This window comes from Hazenella coriacea, from assembly GCF_004341825.1.
GTDB classification, from domain to species: Bacteria; Bacillota; Bacilli; order Thermoactinomycetales; family Thermoactinomycetaceae; genus Hazenella; species Hazenella coriacea.
Map to the genome: position 1 here is coordinate 503,209 of NZ_SMAG01000002.1, position 19,478 is coordinate 522,686.

Annotated in this window: 20 protein-coding genes and 1 riboswitch; of the genes, 16 read left to right on the top strand and 4 right to left on the bottom strand. The window is 40.1% G+C overall.

Annotated features, from left to right (window positions below; translation table 11 throughout):
- The first annotated feature begins 131 nt into the window (after positions 1–131).
- The 5 genes from EDD58_RS05735 to EDD58_RS05755 all read left to right on the top strand — a co-directional run bounded on the left by EDD58_RS05735 (position 132) and on the right by EDD58_RS05755 (position 4,867).
- Positions 132–1,175, top strand: coding sequence for a YkvI family membrane protein (locus tag EDD58_RS05735; protein ID WP_131923875.1), 1,044 nt, complete (start codon positions 132–134; stop codon positions 1,173–1,175).
- A 36-nt stretch (positions 1,176–1,211) separates the two neighbouring features.
- A complete protein-coding gene (locus EDD58_RS05740) occupies positions 1,212–1,739 on the top strand; it encodes a glycerol-3-phosphate acyltransferase (RefSeq protein ID WP_165875822.1) in 528 nt (175 codons plus the stop codon).
- 78 nt (positions 1,740–1,817) lie between these two features.
- Positions 1,818–2,609 (top strand): DUF2797 domain-containing protein, encoded by a 792-nt coding sequence (locus tag EDD58_RS05745; RefSeq protein WP_131923877.1) that lies wholly within the window; start codon positions 1,818–1,820, stop codon positions 2,607–2,609.
- A gap of 498 nt (positions 2,610–3,107) precedes the next feature.
- Positions 3,108–3,719 carry a YIP1 family protein gene (locus tag EDD58_RS05750; RefSeq protein ID WP_131923878.1) on the top strand — a complete coding sequence of 204 codons (612 nt, stop codon included), beginning with the start codon at positions 3,108–3,110 and terminating at the stop codon, positions 3,717–3,719.
- A gap of 371 nt (positions 3,720–4,090) precedes the next feature.
- Complete coding sequence (locus EDD58_RS05755; RefSeq protein WP_131923879.1) at positions 4,091–4,867, top strand: MBL fold metallo-hydrolase; 777 nt, start codon at positions 4,091–4,093, stop codon at positions 4,865–4,867.
- Between the two features lie 115 nt (positions 4,868–4,982).
- Here EDD58_RS05755 and EDD58_RS05760 read toward each other — a convergent pair whose 3' ends face one another.
- Entirely contained in the window at positions 4,983–5,822 is an 840-nt protein-coding gene (locus tag EDD58_RS05760; protein WP_131923880.1) for an alpha/beta hydrolase family protein, read from the bottom strand.
- Positions 5,823–5,915: 93 nt separating this feature from the next.
- Positions 5,916–6,103: riboswitch (cobalamin riboswitch) on the top strand.
- 140 nt (positions 6,104–6,243) lie between these two features.
- On the opposite strand from EDD58_RS05760, the gene EDD58_RS05765 reads away from it, so the two are divergent.
- The 6 genes from EDD58_RS05765 (at position 6,244) to EDD58_RS05790 (ending at position 11,143) form a co-directional block, all read left to right on the top strand.
- On the top strand, positions 6,244–7,188 hold the full coding sequence (locus EDD58_RS05765) for an ABC transporter substrate-binding protein (RefSeq protein ID WP_131923881.1): 945 nt from the start codon (positions 6,244–6,246) through the stop codon (positions 7,186–7,188).
- Positions 7,189–7,259: 71 nt separating this feature from the next.
- Positions 7,260–8,231, top strand: coding sequence for a FecCD family ABC transporter permease (locus EDD58_RS05770; protein ID WP_207903260.1), 972 nt, complete (start codon positions 7,260–7,262; stop codon positions 8,229–8,231).
- 83 nt (positions 8,232–8,314) lie between these two features.
- A complete protein-coding gene (locus EDD58_RS05775) occupies positions 8,315–9,118 on the top strand; it encodes a heme ABC transporter ATP-binding protein (RefSeq protein ID WP_131923882.1) in 804 nt (267 codons plus the stop codon).
- Between the two features lie 24 nt (positions 9,119–9,142).
- Positions 9,143–9,703: a cob(I)yrinic acid a,c-diamide adenosyltransferase gene (locus EDD58_RS05780; RefSeq protein WP_131923883.1), complete on the top strand. Its 561-nt coding sequence runs from the start codon at positions 9,143–9,145 to the stop codon at positions 9,701–9,703.
- A 172-nt stretch (positions 9,704–9,875) separates the two neighbouring features.
- Positions 9,876–10,241, top strand: a complete 366-nt coding sequence (locus EDD58_RS05785; protein WP_424321650.1) for an arsenate reductase family protein — start codon at positions 9,876–9,878, stop codon at positions 10,239–10,241.
- A 128-nt stretch (positions 10,242–10,369) separates the two neighbouring features.
- Positions 10,370–11,143 carry a carboxypeptidase-like regulatory domain-containing protein gene (locus EDD58_RS05790; protein WP_131923885.1) on the top strand — a complete coding sequence of 258 codons (774 nt, stop codon included), beginning with the start codon at positions 10,370–10,372 and terminating at the stop codon, positions 11,141–11,143.
- A 191-nt stretch (positions 11,144–11,334) separates the two neighbouring features.
- Here EDD58_RS05790 and EDD58_RS05795 read toward each other — a convergent pair whose 3' ends face one another.
- Positions 11,335–12,390, bottom strand: a complete 1,056-nt coding sequence (locus tag EDD58_RS05795; RefSeq protein ID WP_243648660.1) for a MerR family transcriptional regulator — start codon at positions 12,388–12,390, stop codon at positions 11,335–11,337.
- Between the two features lie 125 nt (positions 12,391–12,515).
- Here EDD58_RS05795 and EDD58_RS05800 point away from each other — a divergent pair, with 125 nt between their 5' ends.
- The gene (locus EDD58_RS05800; protein ID WP_131923886.1) at positions 12,516–14,129 is read left to right on the top strand and encodes a thiamine pyrophosphate-binding protein; all 1,614 of its coding nucleotides are present in this window, start codon (positions 12,516–12,518) and stop codon (positions 14,127–14,129) included.
- Between the two features lie 96 nt (positions 14,130–14,225).
- Here the strand turns inward: EDD58_RS05800 and EDD58_RS05805 are convergent, their stop codons facing one another.
- Positions 14,226–15,077 (bottom strand): AIM24 family protein, encoded by an 852-nt coding sequence (locus EDD58_RS05805; RefSeq protein ID WP_131923887.1) that lies wholly within the window; start codon positions 15,075–15,077, stop codon positions 14,226–14,228.
- Between the two features lie 57 nt (positions 15,078–15,134).
- Entirely contained in the window at positions 15,135–16,739 is a 1,605-nt protein-coding gene (locus EDD58_RS05810) for a bifunctional metallophosphatase/5'-nucleotidase (protein WP_131923888.1), read from the bottom strand.
- Between the two features lie 509 nt (positions 16,740–17,248).
- On the opposite strand from EDD58_RS05810, the gene EDD58_RS05815 reads away from it, so the two are divergent.
- The 4 genes from EDD58_RS05815 to EDD58_RS05830 all read left to right on the top strand — a co-directional run bounded on the left by EDD58_RS05815 (position 17,249) and on the right by EDD58_RS05830 (position 19,058).
- Positions 17,249–17,788: a peroxiredoxin gene (locus EDD58_RS05815; protein ID WP_131923889.1), complete on the top strand. Its 540-nt coding sequence runs from the start codon at positions 17,249–17,251 to the stop codon at positions 17,786–17,788.
- A 96-nt stretch (positions 17,789–17,884) separates the two neighbouring features.
- A complete protein-coding gene (locus EDD58_RS05820; RefSeq protein WP_131923890.1) occupies positions 17,885–18,331 on the top strand; it encodes a TlpA family protein disulfide reductase in 447 nt (148 codons plus the stop codon).
- Positions 18,332–18,348: 17 nt separating this feature from the next.
- Positions 18,349–18,732 carry a glycine cleavage system protein GcvH gene (gcvH, locus tag EDD58_RS05825; protein WP_131923891.1) on the top strand — a complete coding sequence of 128 codons (384 nt, stop codon included), beginning with the start codon at positions 18,349–18,351 and terminating at the stop codon, positions 18,730–18,732.
- 86 nt (positions 18,733–18,818) lie between these two features.
- Positions 18,819–19,058, top strand: coding sequence for a DUF2553 family protein (locus tag EDD58_RS05830; protein ID WP_131923892.1), 240 nt, complete (start codon positions 18,819–18,821; stop codon positions 19,056–19,058).
- Positions 19,059–19,478 lie beyond the last annotated feature (420 nt).

Genomic DNA, 19,478 nt, shown 5'->3' on the forward strand with positions numbered 1-19,478 from the left:
GTCTTTTTTTGTTACGGATAGGTTCCCTAATAAATACAATCACTCAGCTCTAGCATCCCCATCGTTCTAATTGAGGACAGCTCTCCATAGACTAGTCCTAACAAGTAAGTCGTAGGAGGAGGGAACGAGTAGTGAGAGAACAGTGGGTGCTGGCGAGCCGTATTGGCTTTACCTATATAGGTACAGTTGTCGGTGCGGGCTTTGCCTCAGGACAAGAGATCTTGCAATTTTTCTCACTGTTTGGTAAATACAGTTTCTTGGGAATCCTTGTGACAACAGCGATGTTTGTCTGGCTAGGGACTCGAATGATGCTGATGGGAGCACGCCTGCAAGCAACCTCCTATGAAGAGTTTAATCTATATTTATTTGGCTCCAGATTGGGTCGTTGGATGACAGTGTTTGTGGGTGTGATTTTATTTGGAGTAACAACAGCGATGATGTCAGGAACAGGAGCGCTATTTGAAGAGCAGTTAAATCTTTCTTTTCATCTAGGTGTAATTCTTACTGCAGTTCTCTCATTGCTTGTTATTATGCGTGGGATGAAAGGGATTTTATCTGTCAATACTCTTGTCGTTCCTTTGATGTTTATCTTTACGATCCTCATCGCAGTGCAAAGTTGGCAAAGTGGCGAATGGGGGCAAATTCTGGATCATCCTTCGAGACAGGTTCATCAACATTGGCTTTTATCGGCGATCGCATATGTCGCTTTCAACTTGGCAATGGCTCAGGCTGTATTAGTTCCTCTTGGAGCGGAAGTGAAAGACGAACGGACGATTCGTTTAGGTGGATGGATCGGTGGCATGGGCTTAGGCATGATGCTACTGGCAAGTAATATAGCGATGGTGCTCGATTTAGATGATATTTCAAGATTAAATATTCCGCTTGCTCATGTGATTCATACTCTAGGAATAGGAATGAAGTATTTCTTTCTAATCGTCATGTGGGGAGAGATTTTTACCACTTTGATTGGGAATGTGTATGGTTTAGCGATGAATATCAAACAAGTGGTTCCTTTTCATCTACATACGATTATGGTTTCCATCTTTTTGGTGGGGTATCTATTCTCCTTAGTTGGTTTCCCGACATTAGTTAGCTATTTATATCCCTTTTTTGGATACTGTGGGTTAGTTCTTCTCTTACTGTTAGTTTGGAGGAAGTTACCATCAGCACATTGATGGATATTCGAGTCCACGATTGAGGAGATGCTAAGTATGAGCTTTATCATTATCATATCAGTGGCTTATGTGATCGGGGCGATGCCATTGGATCGTTGGTTCATTGCTTCATCGACTTCCATTTACGTAGTGAATCCTAGAGGATTCATTTTTGTGATTATCATTGATATTTTTAAAGGGATGATTGCGACACTTATCGCCTTATTTGTTGTTGGTTGGTGGGGAGCTTATATCGCAGCGATCATTGTTGTGTTGGGAAGCATGTACTCTATTTTTCTGGGGTTTCAAGGTGGAAAAGGAATTGCTGTAGCAGCGGGAGCGTTATTTATCATTAGTCCCTTTTTGATTCTCATCGGTATTTTTATTTATATTTTTAGCTTGTTGCTCACTCGTTATCTATTTTTCTCTACACTATTTACCGTAATATCTTTATTAGGACTAGGCATTATCATGGCTGTTCATTTTTCCGTCTGGATCGTTATTTTCTGTTTGGGTTGCCTCGTGTTGTTTCACCTTAAGCCTAGTTGGAAAATCCACCCTAGATGGAAAAATCCTTTTCGTTAACATCTAAAGGTGATGAGAGCTCCAATGATCTAACAGAAAGAGCTATGGTACAATGGCAGAGGAAGGGAGGCCACCCACTTGAAGAAAACCGGCTTTTTACATTCATTACATCATCAATTCTCAGATCCTATCGATTATCACGCCCAGATTGGCGATGAGCAATTTCTAATCAACCCGTTCATTGGGGAAAGGATTCAGCTTTCTTTTCTTGGAGAAATTTCTTGTATACATTGTGGTCGAAGAATTAAAAAGACATATAATAGTGGTTATTGCTATCCATGCTTCAAATCGTTAGCTGAAAATGACTTATGTATTGTGAAACCCCACCTTTGTCATTTTCATCAGGGAACCTGTCGAGACCCTGAATTTGGTGAGCGATTTTGTATGCAACCACATATCGTGTATTTGGCATTAAGCAGTGATGTCAAAGTGGGAATCACCAGAAAAACGAACCTACCTAAGCGATGGATCGACCAAGGAGCGACAGCTGCTGTACCGATTTTAGAGGTTCCTACCCGAAAGTTAGCTGGTGAAGTGGAAGTCTACTTAGCTCAATATATGAAAGATAAAACCAATTGGCGTAAAATGTTAAGAAATGAAGTTGCTGATCAAGATCTAACCCAAGTTAGAGATGAAGTACTTGCTCGATTACCAGATCATTATCAGCCTTTTGTTCTTGAGCCTCGCCCCATTAGTTATTTTCAATATCCTCATATCGAAGTTCCTGAAAAAATCTCTTCTCTTAAGTTAGACAAGCATCCAGAGGTTCATGGACGCTTAATTGGTGTGAAAGCCCAATACCTGATTTTAGATTCAGGAGTGTTTCATGTACGCAATCATTCCGGTTATAAAATCGCCTTCTCTGTCTAAAAGAAAACTGCTTCCTCGTCCCCGTGGATGGGGATTTTTTAATAGGAACTGAGACAGAGAAACAGCAACCCGACTGGATCTGATCCCATTGTGATTAAAAATGTTCATGTGAAATTGGGAAAAGGTTGGATTAAATGTTGAGAATAATTAGTAAAAATATAGACAATAAATTTTAAAATAAATAAAGAAAAAGTGAAACTATTTGACCCTTACTTACGTTAGTATATGTTGAGTAAGATTAATCAAGGATTTTTAAGTGTTGTTTAGAAATTGCAGAAAGAATTTGTGTCTAATTATAGAAATAGATTTACTAAGTTGTATTTAATTTTGCTAACCCTCATAATTGATATAAACATTTGACCCCCTTGAGCAAAAGGGCCGACATGACGTCGGCCCTTTTGTGATGGACTGAATGATATTTCTTCATCTATTTGATATAATAGAAAATAATTGTAATTAAAATTAATAGAGATTGTAGCTTTTGGAAGGAAGAAAAGTATGTCTTCTCCATTTTTTAGCATATGGCTTCGACCGCGTAAAACTATTCGGTTGATTGAAAACTCTAGATATTCAAATATGGTTTTGGTTCTTGTCCTAGCAAGTTTGTATGGTATTTATGATGTTGCGCAAAGTTACAACCCTATTTTGGGAGACATGCCCTTATCTATAAAGTTTCTCCCGACTGATCAAGTGTATCTGATGATTCTTAATGCACTTACTTGGGGAATCGTTGCTACATTCCTTGAAAGTGGGATCATCTTTTTACTCAGTCGTTTGCTCTATGGTGAGGCTAAATTTCGTTCTGTTTTTAATGCAGTTACTTGGTCCAAAATTCCTATTCTTGTGGACACCTTTTTCATTTGGCTCCCCATTCTTTTAATTTTTGGACGGGAGTACTTTGCCTTAGCCCTACCATTTGATTGGATCGATCTATTAAAGATCATCCCACTTCTCCTATCAGTGATCTTAAATTGTTGGTATCTCTATGTTGTTTCCCAATGTATTACTGAAGTCAACAAATACGAATCTGGTTGGCAAGGATTTTTTGTTATTTTTTCAAGTGGATTTTTCTATATTGTCATTTATGCCCTACTCCTACTACTCTTTTAAAATAGAATCTACTCTTAGGCGTAACAGCAACCCCACAACCTTAAATCTATAGGGATCAGGGTTGCTTTCTTACTCTCTATGAGCATTTTGAGTGATATATTGATCCAGACACCGTCGGGTCTAGCTACCTGGTTCCTAATTTATTCAAGTTGTTGTTTTGTACAAGTTGAGTTTTTATAGTCTCCAAGGTCACTTAAATCGTAAAGCGTTTTTCAATTCTTTTATGCTATTTTCTAGCTTTGAGTGTGAATTGAATTGTTCATCAGATGGTTACAGAAAGAATAAAGGAGATGGATGAAGTCTAGGAAAAACATTTAAAATATTAGTAATATAACTTTTACTTTTTGTGGGAATGGGGGAGTGTGATTGGGATGAAAGAGATTAGGTCAGGTGTTTATTGGATTTCTTTGGGGGTTGTCAATGCTTATGTACTCAGCCAGAGTAAGGAACAGTGGTATTTGGTCGATTCTGGGTTTTCTTCGCACGCTAAGAAAATCATTCACAAAGTGAGTCGGATCTTTTCGAACCAGCCTTTAGGAATTTTATTGACACACGGCCATCTTGATCACTCAGGTGCAGCTTCGGACCTGGCGGATTATTGGGAAGTTCCTGTTTATGCCCATTCGAGCGAGGTTCCTTTTTTAAATGGAGAGCTACGCTATCCTGATCCTGATCCGACAGTAGGGGGATTTTTAGCTTTTATGATGCGTTTTATGGAGAATCGGACGGTTCAGATGGGATCTAGGTTGAAGGCTCTTCCCCCTTCAGGAGAGATCCCACATATGACTGAATGGCAATGGATTTCAACACCTGGGCATACACACGGTCATATCAGTTTTTTTCGCAAAAAGGACGCCACTCTTATTGGTGGAGATGCACTCGCTACGATGAACACAGACTCCTTTCGAGACACTCTCATCAAACGACGGGGAATCTATCGTCCCGGTACACCAATCACCATTAATTGGGATGCTGCTCAATACTCTGTTCGTCAATTGGCTCGCTTACGTCCAACAGCTCTGGCATGTGGACATGGCGTTCCCTTAATTGACACTCATTTACCTTACCACTTGTGCTATTTTGCTCGATCTTTTCCAATTCCAAAGCGAGGACGCTATGTGATTCGACCGATTCGAATGAAATATTGAAAAGATGACCATGATTAAGGCATCACTCTCAATCTAATTGAATCCTTATTACTCATCGAATGACCCCCATGAGTAATAAGGATTCGAGGGGAAACAGTTGGATGATGGTCTACAATTACCAAATATTTTTGAAAAAGTGAATGGTTTCTTGAATCGCTTCCTCCAGTTGTGGTGTGGTACCAGCGAAGGGGTGCACAGCGCCCATCGTGTGTGTCGCTCCTTTGACAACATGCAGGCTAGCATGCGGAGCTGCTTGGGCCATCGTTTTTGCACCTTCGAAGAATCCTGGATGATCTTGATCTCCTTGAACAAGAAGGAGTGGGATCTGCAATTGAGGAAGACGCTTAAGAAAATCATACCTCTCTCTATGTTGCTCTATATCATCTAAAACTTCCCGATCAATAGGGAGCTCTTGATGGGTACGTGCGTTAACAATGGTAGCTCCTCCTTGATCGTAGATGGTTTGGATCGTTTCTTTAGCAAAAAAATCAGGGCGATGAATACTATTCCAAACAGCTACCGCTTCAATATCAGGTGAGTCTAAGGCGAAGATTAAGCTGTCCCCTCCTCCACGACTATGTCCCAAGAGACCGATTCGTGTAGAATCTAATGCTTCAGGGTAAGGCAACTTTTTATTTTTCAACTGGGTGAGTAGGAACGAGAGATCCTCTTGTTGACGAGTAAAAGTTTGGTGAGCAAATAATTCCAGTTCACTAAACTCTTCAGGTTGATCACCAATTCCATTCATGGAAAAGTTAAACGTAATGACTGAAAAACCAGCTTCTGCGATTCGTTGTGCTACAGTGGGAAAAAAGCCCCAATCTTTGAAAGCTTTAAATCCATGACAGATGATAATCGTGGGGGAGACCTTAAGTGATTGAGGAACTCGGACTTCTCCACGAATGACTCGATTTTCTTTATGTAGATCCAAGAGAAATGATTGCTGGATGACCATGTGAAATGCCTCCTTTTATATAAATCTTTCCATGATCGTCTTAGTTTTCTAAAATTGAATCGCTTTCTTCTTTAATATATAATAAAAACGAACGAAGTGAATAGAAGGAAAGGTCTTTCTATAAAGGAAAGTGAAAAGGGAAACCGGTGCAAACCCGGTGCGGTCCCGCCACTGTGATTGGAGAGGATGACTGCTTAAAGGGCCACTGTCCAATGTGATGGGAAGGCGCAGTCAGACAATGATCCAAAAGCCAGGAGACCTGCCTTTCCCAAGCGGCACTTACGTTCTCCTTCGAGGTAAAGGAGAAACGTGCGCTCAGACTTGATTTTGATCATGGCTGAATTTTTCCGCATGCACTTCTCCATCCTGTGCCTCGTATGCACAGGCTTTTTAGTTTGTATGATTAGAGAGGAGAAGGTAGATGAACAGATTTTTGCGTCATAAGAAATGGTTAGCTCTATTTACATTTATATTGTTATTAAGTTCGGTGATTACTGCTTGTTCTGCGTTACCTGACTCTAAAACACCCAAGAAGCCTAATTCAATTAAGTATCCGATTCATCTGACAGATCAGGTAGGGAATAAAGTTAGTGTTGTCAAAGAACCAGAGCGGATTGTTTCATTGATTCCAAGTACAACTGAAATTGCTTTTGCATTGGGTTTAAAGGAACAGATTGTTGGTGTGACGGAGAATGACGATTATCCAGCAGAAGCGAAAAATCTGCCTAAAGTAGGCGACTATAAAATTGATGTTGAGAAAGTAGTAGCTTTAAAGCCGGATTTGGTCTTGGCACAAAAAGCCAATGAACCAGAAACCATTAAAAAATTACAACAACTTGGGATTCCTGTATTGGTGACAGATGCCAATGAAGTGAAAGATGTATTTGCCTCGATTGACTTAATTGCTCAAGCCACTGATCGGACATATGAAGGAGATACTTTAGTTGGTGAGATGAGTAAGCACCGACTGCAAATTTTCCATCAAGTTGCCAAAATCCCTGAGGACAAACGAGTAAAAGTATGGATTGAAATTGACCCAACCTTATTTACAGCTGGTGGAGATACCTTTTTAAATGAGTTAGTCACCTTGGCAGGCGGGAAAAACGTAGCCATTCAGTTACAAGGGTGGCCACAAGTTTCATCTGAACAAGTCGTCAAATGGAATCCAGATGTGATCCTTACGACGTATGGTGGCGAGCAAGAGATTCTTAAGCGCCAAGGTTGGGATGCAGTCAATGCGATTAAAAATAATCGTGTCGTTTCGGTAGATCCTAACTTAGTCAACCGTCCTGGTCCTCGGATTATTGATGGTGTTGAGCAGATGGCTAAAGGTTTCTATCCTGATGTCATTGGTGTGAAAAAATAATGAGTATGGCACAAAAGAGGACTAAACTCCTCTTGTGGGGCGGAGGATGGTTCCTCTGCTTTCTTTTTACTTTGTCGCTTGCAGTTACGATCGGAAGTGTAAGTATTGATTTTCTAACTGTTTGGAAGAGCCTTGCACATCATCTGCTTCCATTTGTTTCATTCCATATTGATGAAGCGACGGATGCAATCATCTGGCAACTTCGATTACCAAGGGTGCTGTTGGCAGCTGTGGTAGGGGCTTCTTTAGCTGTGGCAGGAGTGGTGTTTCAAGCCTTACTGAGAAATCCACTAGCTGACCCTTATATTTTAGGAGTCTCAGCGGGATCCGCTACAGGAGCAGCTTTGGCTATGATTACGGGCTGGGGGGCTCTTTGGTTAGGGCGTGGGTCGATTTCTATATTTGCTTTTTTAGGGGCATGTCTTGCTTTATTCTTTGTGTTGCGGCTTGCCCAGATTGGAGACCAGATGCGGACAGGAACTTTAATCTTGTCCGGAGTGGTTGTCAATGCTCTATTTGGAGCGATTCTTACTTGTATCATTGCTCTTTCTCCTGAGGAGATGCAACAGATTCAATACTGGTTGATGGGCGGCTTGGGACTCAGAGAGTGGAAACATCTAGCCGTAGTCACTCCAGTTTTGTTCATTGGTTTCACCATTTCTTGGTTGTATAGTCGAGAGCTTAATTTGCTGGGGCTTGGTGACCGACCAGCCACCCATTTAGGTGTCAGTGTAGTCAAAGTCCGTATTTTTTTACTGGTGATTGCTTCATTAATTACAGGAGTAGCTGTCTCTGTGTCAGGAACCATTGGTTTTGTAGGCTTGGTGATTCCCCATCTTTTACGATTGCTGACAGGTGCCGACCATCGTACATTGTTACCGCTTTCAATGATAGCAGGTGCGACTTTTCTAGTAGGAGCAGATTGTATTGCACGAGTGTTGTTAAGTCCCATTGAAATTCCCATTGGTGTTGTAACAGCATTTATAGGAGCCCCGTTTTTTGCAATGATTTTACGAAAACATCAACATAAATTAAGCCAGTAGCTTCTAGGTGAAAACAGAACTCTGACGTTTCTAGCATACACTGTTTGATTGGACTGAAATGAAGTGCCTGAGGAGGGAATAGGATGCTCATAGCTGAAGGATTAAGTAAACGATATGGAAGTCGTCCTGTGTTGAAAGATATTCATCTTCAGGTATTCAAAGGAGAATGTGTAGGCATATTAGGACCCAATGGTAGTGGGAAAAGTACCCTCATCCGTATGTTAGCAGGAGAAGATCAGCCTGACCAAGGACAGATTTGGTTGCAAGATCAAGACCTTTTTGCTTATTCCCCCAGACAGCGAGCACAAATGATGGCCATTCTAATTCAAGAGAGCTTAGGCGAGTTACCCTTTAACGTTCGTGAAGTGGTAATGATGGGCAGGCATCCCTATCAAGGAAAATGGCCCTGGTCAAATGAGACAGACGATCAAATCGTAGAGGATATATTACAAAAGTTAAATCTTCAATCCATGAGGAACCGTCTTCTCAGCGAATTGAGTGGGGGAGAAAGACAACGAGTAGCTTTAGCTAAAGCGATGGCTCAACAGCCTAAGCTATTACTTCTTGATGAACCCACTACTTATTTGGATATTCAATATCAATTACGTATGTTGACCCTCTTGAAAGAGTGGCAAGTTGACCAGTCTTTGACCATTGTGACTGTTCTTCATGATCTAAACCTGGCTGCCCAATTTTGTGATCGACTTATTTTATTAAAAGATGGAGTGATCCAACATATGGGAACCCCTCGTGAAGTGATTCAGTCAAAGTGGATTGAACAGATTTTTGGTGTAAGTTGTTCAGTTATTGATCATCCAACTCGAAAAGTCCCCCAGATCTTTGTAGAGGTACATGCTTCACCAACAGCTTCAGTTTCAAGTGCATGACTCAAATTAGAAAGGGGAATTTCTATGAAAATATATACACGTACTGGTGATGAAGGAAAAACAGGAGTCATCGGAGGAAGAGTACACAAAGACGATATTCGGGTAGAGGCTTATGGAACCGTTGATGAATTAAATGCTTGGGTCGGCGAAGCCCTCTTACGAATGGACCCAACTTCTCATTCAGATTTAATGCAAGATCTTACAGAGATTCAACATCAACTATTCGATGCCGGGGGAGATCTTGCTCAAGCTGGTAAGCAACGTCATTACAAAGTAACGGCTGAGATGGTTACACAGCTTGAAAACTTAATTGACCAATATGATCAAGAGTGTCCCCCTCTCGAAAGATTTATTTTACCTGGAGGATCACCAAGTTCAGTCGCTTTACACTTGTGTCGTGTGGTTGCTCGTAGAGCCGAGCGTTGTGTGGTAACCTTAAGTCGAGAGCAAGAAACCAACGATGAAGTGAGACGATATTTGAATCGTTTATCAGACTACTTTTTCACTGTTGCCCGTACAGTCAATGCGCGGGCTCAAGTTCCAGATGTTGAATACAAACGGGGCGGTCAGGTTTTTAAAGATTGAACCATTCTCCGCAGGATACTTAGGAGGGGAGATGTTTCACTGACGAACGACTTTTGCGGATCTGTTACGAGAGTGAGACAGGGAAACATCGACCCGACGGGATTTGGATCAATATATGTTACTAAAAAATACTCATATAGAGTAATTAACAATAAAACTGAGGTGTATGTGGGTGTCAGAAAAAAATCTACTTTATTATGGTTATCCCAAGTGTGGCACATGTCGAAAAGCAAAAAAGTTTTTAGAGGATCATAAGATCTCTTTCATCGATAAACATATTGTGGAAGAGCCTCCGTCTAAAGAAGAGTTAGCTCAATTCGTGCAAAAAAGTGGATTGCCTATTCAAAAGTTTTTTAATACGAGTGGAAAAAAATATCGCGAACTGGGATTGTCACAAAAGTTAAAAGAGATGAGTGACGAAGAAAAATTGACTGTACTTGCTTCTGATGGGATGTTGATCAAGCGACCGATTGTTACGGATGGGGAAAAAGTAACAGTTGGATTTAAAGAAGATGTGTTTAAGGAGCAATGGGCATGATTGAATCAGGGACTAAGGGACTAACCTTAGTCCTTTTTTAGTGTAAAAAAATATTTTAAATCATAGAAGGAGAATTGAAAACCAAATCGTATTTATAAGAAGATTATACATTTTGGGAGGATTCTAATATGAAAAAGGCTATGCTTCTGATTCTGTCATTCGTTTTAACCATAGGAATTGGATTGACTGAAGTTTCAGCGAAAGAAAAGAAAAATACAGGATTTTTATGTAAGACTGAATCTCGTAACTCTAAGAAATTAACTGCTTCCTCAACATCTACAGAATATATCGAAGATCATTTATGTGGTGGATTAAGAGCAGGTGCTGGTGGGGATAGTGCCGATTATATTTTTGATGTACCTAACAATGGTGTAATTAACCTTGATTTTTATGAAGTAAGTACTTCTCCTTTTGACTTTGATGTAACTGTTTCCCGAGTTGGTGGCGGATCAGTGACAAAGAGAGCAAATAATACAGATATTAAATTTACAAATATGATTGGTGGAACATATGTTTTAAGCATGAAGAATCGCTTATCTGTCCCCATTACCTTTGAAATGATTCTATCTACAGATCCTGCTTATACTCCAGTCGCTTATACTCCAGAGATCTTAACTCAAATTACTGAGTGGATGTATTTAGAGCAAATTCAAGAATTGACTTGTGATACCTTACTTAAAGTAAATGCAGGACAAAGCATTGAAGTAGTCGTTAACGACTCAGATATCCCTACTTATGATATCAATGTAACAGTGATGCGTGTTGGTGGCGGATCTGTGTCCAAAAAATTAACCAATACGACTGGAAAAGTTACATTTACCAATATGTTAGCAGGAAACTATAAGATCCAAATAGATTCAAAACAAGAGATGTTTGTAGAAATGACGGCAACTGCCAAATAAGGATATGACTCAACTTGAAAAAGAATATGATTATAGATATTAAAATAGCTTAAACTTAATCCAATCCACCAAGGGAGAAGATGTTTCTTTGACGAAAAGAGAGTGAGGCAGAGAAACAATGACCCGACAGGATTGAATTCATATGACTTAGATAGATGATTAAGATATGATTTAAGCCCTAGATTCATACCCTAGGGCTTTTTAGATTGAGCAAGTAAGATATGTAAAATATCGTTGATTTGTCGTGTTTTGACTTGAAAACCTTCTTGTTCTAACTGATGGACCAATTGACTCCGGTCAGCATAAAATTCATCTTCAATGACAGCTACTATCTCATCACGCTGTTTTCTTTCCCACCGTTGAAGATAAGCGGTGCGGCTTTTTGCGTCTGCAAACATTAAATCGAGGATACAAATTCGCCCACCTGGTTTGCAGACTCGTTTCATCTCAATCAGTGCTAAGGATTTTTGCTCATCAGTTAAATGATGAAGGGCATAGCTGGTGACTACAAAGTCAAACTGTTGATCGTCATAAGGAATGGCAAGAAAATTACCCATTCGAGTCTCGATGTTAGGGTGTTTCTGGTGACAGACTTTTAACATTTCTTTGGATTGATCCATCCCTTTGATCATCATTCCTCTCTGCAAAAAAAGGCCTGCTAGATTTCCTGTGCCTGTTCCTAAGTCTAATCCTATTTCTCCCACTTGAGGTTGAACCCACTGAACGACGAGATTAAGTCCTCGTTCATAGTCTTGATGAACATCAAACTCTTTATTTCCTTTTAGCACTTGTTGATCATAAGATGGAGCTTGTTGATCGAAATTCCACCGATCTTCCCAATGGCGTTTTGCGTGAGTTCGACGAGATTCTTCAGCTAATTGCCAACTCACTTGCCATGTATTTTCATTCTTTGTATCATACTGATCAATAATCTGATCAAGCGTGTGAATCATGCCTTTCAATTTTAACGACTCTGTAAAAAGAATAGAACGCTGTAATTGCAGATAATAGTGGACCTCTTCTTCAGCCCCTTTTTCGATCTCTGCTAATACATTTTTGATTTGGGAGAGACTCATACCTACCTCTCGTAATACTAGAATCGTTTGCAATCTCCAAGCATCTACGTCTCGATAGATTCGATATTGATTGTTTTGATCTTTATGTGGAGTTAAGAGACCTTTTTCTTCATAAAAGCGAATCGTCCGTGGGGTGACTTGTAGCCGTTGTGCCATTTCTTTAATAAGCAACGTTTTCTCTCCTTCTCCTATTGATTCTTTCCTTCAGTGTATAGCATCACGTAACGGAAACGTAAAGGGGAGGTATGTTTGGATTGAGTAAAGCCAAACTAGGAGAAAAGTAAGGAGGACTCTATATGTCAAATGAAATACGAACAGTTGCCAAGCATCTGGTTGATCAACTGATTGCTTGGGAGTGCAAGAGAATCTATGGAGTCATTGGTGACGCAAACCTTTATCTATTAGACGAATTAGCCAAACAAGACCAAATCCAATATATGGGTTGTCGTCACGAAACGACTGCTGGTTTAATGGCTTCAGCTGAAGCAAAGTTAACAGGAAAGTTATCTGTCTGTACAGCCACAAGTGGACCGGGAATTATGCTCTTGCTCAATGGACTGGCAGATGCAGCAAGTGATCATGCCCCTGTCCTTGCGATTACAGGGCAAGTCGAACGGAGGAAGCTAGGAACTGGAACCAAACAAGAAATAGATCAACAACGTTTGCTTGATCCATTGGCTCTCTATACGTCAATGGTAAGCGATCCAGAAGCATTTCCGATCCAATTAAATCAAGCGATGCGGATTGCCAAGGCACAGGGAGGGGTCACTCATTTATCTGTCCCTAAGGATCTGTGGGAGGAAAAAGTAGAGTCCTCGCTTTTTCCTCCTCCTCCAGTCTCTCCAAGATTATTGCCAAATGAACAAGAGTTTACTTCGATTCTTGAACGAATCAATCAAGCACAACGCCCCATTCTCTTATTGGGACGTGGGAGCCAACAGACAAAGGAAGATGTCCTTCATCTGGCTGACAAAATCAAAGCTCCGATGATTGCAACGATGCCAGCCAAATCATATTTACCCCACGATCATCCATTGTTTGTAGGTGGATTAGGACAAGCAGGAAGTGAAGTTGCAACTGAACTTCTTCAGATGTCAGATTTGTGTATGATTTTGGGAGCTACTTGGTGGCCAGAAGATTATGTACCTGCTCAAATCCCAACGATTCAAATCGATGTAACTGAAATAAATATTGGAAAATCTCATCCACATGTAGCTTCTTTGATTGGTGATTTAAACGATGTCGTTCCAAAGATGGTTCAGAGACTCCAGACAAAGGAGAATCATAATTGGTATCATTTGATTCAACAAAAAAAGGCAGCATGGGATCAGCGAGTCCAAGAGGAAGTAAAGCAGACAACAACACCATTGGCACCGCAACGGGTGATGGAGGCACTTTCCCAAGCGATTGACTCAGAAGCAGTGATTTGTTTAGATGTTGGGGATCATACGGTTTGGTTTGAGCGGATTTTTCAGTTCAAAAGTCAAGATGTGTTGATTTCGGGACGATGGCGGACGCTTGGATTTGGATTACCAGCTGCGATGGCAGCCAAGTGTACAGCTACAGACCGTCAAGTTGTAGCGATTGTGGGTGATGGTGGTTTTGCTACGACCATGGTTGATCTGATCACAGCAGTCAAGTATCAGATTCCTATTACGGTCTTTATTATGAACAATGGCTCTTATTCTATGGAAAAAAATCGAATGAAAGTAGCGGGATTGCATGAATTAGGTTCAGATCTATTAAATCCTGATTGGGTGGCTTTAGCCCATTCATTTGGTGCAGATGGTTTTCGTGTAGAGAATGAAGAACAGTTAGTGGAGACGATCCAGAAAGCACTCCGTTCTCCTAAAGTAGCAATTGTAGATATCATCTGTGATGATCCGATCATTCCTCATACACATATTTAGCGAAAGCACTTTTTTAAAGCTTAAAAGCCGTCCGCACTCCTTCCCCAATCATCTCAAGGAACATGGACGGCTGAAGGCTATATCAGTTTAGAATAATTAATAAGAACGATATAAGTATTCGGTAGGTGCCAGCCATACTTGACCTGTTCCAGTAAATGTTTGTAACCAACCCTCACCTGTTGTCGCAGAACCAAGAAGGGTTTTCGCCGACTTTTCTACTGTAAACTCAATATTTCCTGTTCGCAGAATGGCAAAGTTTCCATCCACTTGTAAACGTTCATTGTTCAGATTCATTTTTACGATTTCTCTTAGAGGTACTGGAGACTCCAGAATAGCAATACCATTGCCTCTTAATTTGGTTTGGAAAAAGCCTTCGCCACCTTTTGCAGCCGCAGAAAAGTTTTTGACGGCAGCTACACCTACATCGACTGAGGTTTCACAGGCATGAAACATTCCTTTGTCCACAATGATCTCTTCATTTTGAAGTTGATAAATGACAAAATGTTTGGTGCTAGGCTCTAGATAGATCTCACCTTGTCCTTTATAAGTTGGTTTAAAGGTAGATTCGTTCGTTAACATAGAGCTAGCCAATTTTTTAAACATGCCGCCAGCTCCACCGATCGAATTGTCCACGCTGATATGACCTTTCATAAAATGAAGGGCTCCTTGTTCCAACATGACAGCACCATTGTTCAATGTGATGCGTACTTGTCTAGGAGTATTGTGTGAAGTGTAGAAGTTTTGTTGCATTTGTGAACTCTCAAGCTGGTATTGGAGAACCTCAAAGGTTGCTTGAGGACCTTCTACAGAGTCCAAAACTTTAAATAATGAATGTTCCACTAGCCTTTCACCTCTTTTTAGATTTCGACTGATGTTTGGATTCACCTTACATTCATTGCAAATCAATTGAGTAGAATCTAATACTAGCATAATATAATTCTTCTTCAAATAGTTACTAAAATATGAAAAAACCCTCTCTAAATAATTAGAGAAGGGTTTAATGACTTAGTTATTTGAAAGTTGAATCCGTCCCTCTATACGAGCAGAGAAGGGTTGTGGAAGTTGTTTTACATAATTAACAAGGGCATCTAAGTCAGATGGACCTGCAACACGGTTTGTTCCTTCTGTAAATACAGTAAAGTTATCTCCACCATCTGCAAGGAAGATATTAGCGGTTACTGTATATGTTTGTTTTGGGTCGATCGGTGTTCCATCCGCTTGGGTGATGTCAACGACACGATCATGGGCAGATCGATTTGGATTCCAAGTAAAGTGTAATCCAGATACTTTTAGGATTCGAATCCGATTAGGATCTTGGAATTGTTGATTTAATACCCGACGGATTTGCTCTCCTGTTAGTTCCATTTTAACTAGGTCGTTCGAAAAAGGTTGAACAGTGTATAGATCTCCCCAAGTAACTTTACCCGCAGGGAGATCAGAGCGAATCCCACCCGGATTCATAAAAGAAATATCTGTTTTCATTTCCAAACGTTGGGCATCAGCAATCAAGTTACCTAGAGGAGATTCACCTGCTTCATTTTCTTTGCGTGAAATCTCATCTGTGGTTTGCCCCACTTCAGCTTCAATAATGGGAGCTACTTTCTTTTTCGCTTTTTCCATAAAGGCTTGAATCTTAGGATCTGGGGTCATCCCTTCATGGAAAGTAGTAACAATTTCCCCTTTTTTCTGAACGATATCTTTAGTTTTACGATCTAACACAATATCCACATCAGCAAAAGCGGTTCCATAACTGTAAGCTTGTACGACTAGCTTGTCATCGATCATTCCATTTAAGTAAGAGTGGGAGTGACCAGCAAAAACAACGTCTACTTCGGGGTCTAGATTTTTGGTTATATCTGCGATCGGTCCAGTGATTTCTCCTGTCGTTTGATTCTGGAATCCACCTTCATGAGCAAGGACGATGATCGCTTTGACACCTTTCTTTTTTAACTTGGCAACTTCACGATTCACTGCTTCAGCTTCGTCGATAAATTCAACATTTTTAACCCCATCAGGAACCACAATGGAGGGAGTGGTTTTGGTTACTACGCCGATAAAGCCAACAGGAACTCCTTGAAAACGTTTGATCATATGAGTTGGTAGGATTGGTTTCTTAGTTTTCTTATCAACGACGTTAGCGGCAATGTAGGGGAACTTTGCACCCTTAAATTTGCCTGTATTGGGATGAGTTCCACCATTGATCAGACGTAACATCTCATCCACGCCTTCATCAAACTCATGATTACCAATCGTTCCTAGATCAAAGCCAAGTTTATTGAAAAATTTAATGGTTGGTTCATCTTGCATGAGAGCTGATACAGGAGCACTAGCACCTACCGCATCCCCTACATGCAAAAGCATAGTATTACGGTTTTCAGCTTCACGTTGTCGTAAATAAGATGCTAAATATTCAGCAGTTCCAACTGGCTTATTGTTCACCTTGCCTACTGTATCTAATTGTCCATGGAAATCGTTGATACTGAGTAGTTGAACAGAGACGGTTTGATTTTTCTTGGCAATCTCTAGTTCAGAGGAGTTGGAAAACCCAGTTAATATAGGAAAGCTAACCAACATAGTCAAACTAAGTAAGCCAACAAGTATTCGCTTCATTTAAAATGTTCACCTCTCCCAAAACTATCTTTTATATCTATCGAAATTAGAATAACTGCTTTATGTAAACTTGTCACTATATTTTCGTTAAAATTAGTATTGTTTGACATAAGGAACTCGATATGAGCAAAGCTACTTGAATGAATTTGAAATCAAGTGGCTTGATTAATTGAATCTAGAAGGGAAGATGATTCTCTGATGAGAGACTTTTGCGGATCAGGTACGAAAGCGAGACAGAGAACCAGCGACCCATGATGGGATTTGAATCAATATGTGACTGAAAATACTTATGAGAGTAACGATTTAAATTCCAAAGCAAAGCATTTATAAGTGAAAATAGTTCTCAATTTATATTTAATCTAATTTAGTATTGACTTTAATCTGTGTGGGTGATATTTTAGACTTGTATCAGCGAACTGTCTTGTTTGAAATAGATAGTTACGGGGAAAAATAAAGGTTGGCTGAGAACATTGCCAACTACATATTACATCTAGGGAGGAATTTTTATCATGGCAACTCGTTTAGTAGGACTACCAGCACCAGATTTTGAGCTAGCTAGCACAAAAAATCTGGAAAACCTTGATGAAAATGTTAAGCTTTCCGATTACAAAGGCAAATGGTTAGTTATGTTTTTCTACCCATTAGATTTTACCTTTGTTTGTCCAACTGAAATTACAGCTCTGTCTGACCGTTATGAAGAATTTGCCGATCAAGATGCTGACATCCTAGGTATTAGCACGGACAGTAAATTCTCCCACCGTGCATGGATCAACACCCCACGTAGCGAGAATGGTCTTGGAGAAATTAAATATCCTTTAGGTGCTGATACCACTCACAAAGTTAGCCGTGACTATGGTGTATTAATCGAAGATGAAGGTGTTGCTCTACGTGGCCTATTCATCATCGACCCAGAAGGTGTTGTTCGCTACCAAGTAGTGACAGATAACAACATTGGTCGTTCCGTGGATGAAACATTACGTGTTCTTTCAGCTCTACAAACAGGTGGTTTGTGCCCAGCTAACTGGAAACCAGGTCAAAAAACACTTTAATCAATTTACTACAATTGTAAAAAATAAACCACAAAGGACCTAACGAGTTAGTTAGGTCCTTTGTTACAATAAATCCTTTTTAAGGAGGGGTTCTAAATGGCTTTACGTCTACGTACGGAAATGCCAGAGATTAAAGGAATTACCGAATGGGTGAATGGCGAGTCTAATAAAAGTGATTTGCTAGGAAAGCCTGTACTGGTTCACTTTTGGTCTATTAGTTGTGGAATGTGTAAAGAGAGTTTACCAGCTATTAATGAAATGAGAGAAGAGTTTCCGCAACTTCAGTTCGTTGGGATTCACATGCCTCGCTCTGAAAAAGATACAGATGTGGACGCAGTGAAAGAAACCGTAGTAAAATATGAACTGAAGCATCCACAAGGAATCGATAATGAACATAATGTGGTTGATGCTTTTGAAAACGAATTTGTACCAGCATTTTATCTGTTTGATGCCAATGGATTGTTACGGCATCGTTCCGCAGGTGAAAAAGCATTGACGATGTTAAAGAAACCTTTAGAACGTGTACTAGGAGAATCTGAATAAGCGGAGGGACAACCAAGATGAACTTACCAAAAGAGCTGCGTTACACTGAAGAACATGAGTGGATCGAAAAACTTGACGGGAATAAAGTGAGAATCGGGATCACTGACCATGCTCAATCGGAGCTTGGTGATATTGTTTTTGTTGAGCTTCCAGAGGCGGATGCAGAAGTGACTGCCAATGAACCATTTGGAAGTGTAGAGTCAGTGAAAACAGTATCTGAATTATACTCACCTGTTTCCGGAAAGGTCCTTGAAGTCAATGCGGAACTCGAAGAATCACCTGAAAATGTGAACGATTCTCCTTATGGAGAAGGATGGATGATTGTTGTTGAAATGTCTGATCCTGCACAGTATGATCAATTACTATCAGCAGAAGAATATGAGAAATCGGTGAACAGTTAAGTTTTACCCCCTTTTCAGATGTTAAAGTTCCTTTCTTTGTACAAACTAACAGATAAGGAACATACATCTGAAAAGGGGGTTTTTGTATGGAAAACGAACAACAACCATATCGAGTCAATATTACTCGCAAAGTAACAGGAAAAATGGAACAAGGGAATATGATTTTTTATCACAATAAATCTCCCATTGGTCATATGGACCTAAATACCATGCAAGTAGAAATGTACGATGGATTTGCGATGGAGGAAGAATCCATTTATGCGGTGGGAGATCAACCGATTTACCAAGAGCAATATGCGGAAAACTGCGATCTAGGTTGGTGTTAGACACTGTAATAAACTCAAGCCTATTTTTCTAATTAACTTCCTCTATTCAAGGGGAATGAAGAGAAATAGGCTTGTTTTCATGGAAAAGGAGAGTTTCTCAAATTGAATCTCTTGATAAAGGAAAGTGCTAAAGTCAAGTCTATCATTTAATAAGTGGTTTGGAATATCGAAGCGAGAGTGTTATGCATTTTCCAGCTTTCCCATACGTTTGAATTTGTCCGACATGTGGTAAAATACATATATACGTCATAACATGATGATGAGATTGCTAGCACATAACTAGAACTTGTTGCATCAATCCCGAAAAGTTGCAACAATCTAAAATTAAATAAGGCAAATCGTTTCTATACCATTTGTCTTCAGCTGCAAGGTCCTTGTATGTATGACGGTATGAGATAAAGATCATGAGGAGAAAGGGAG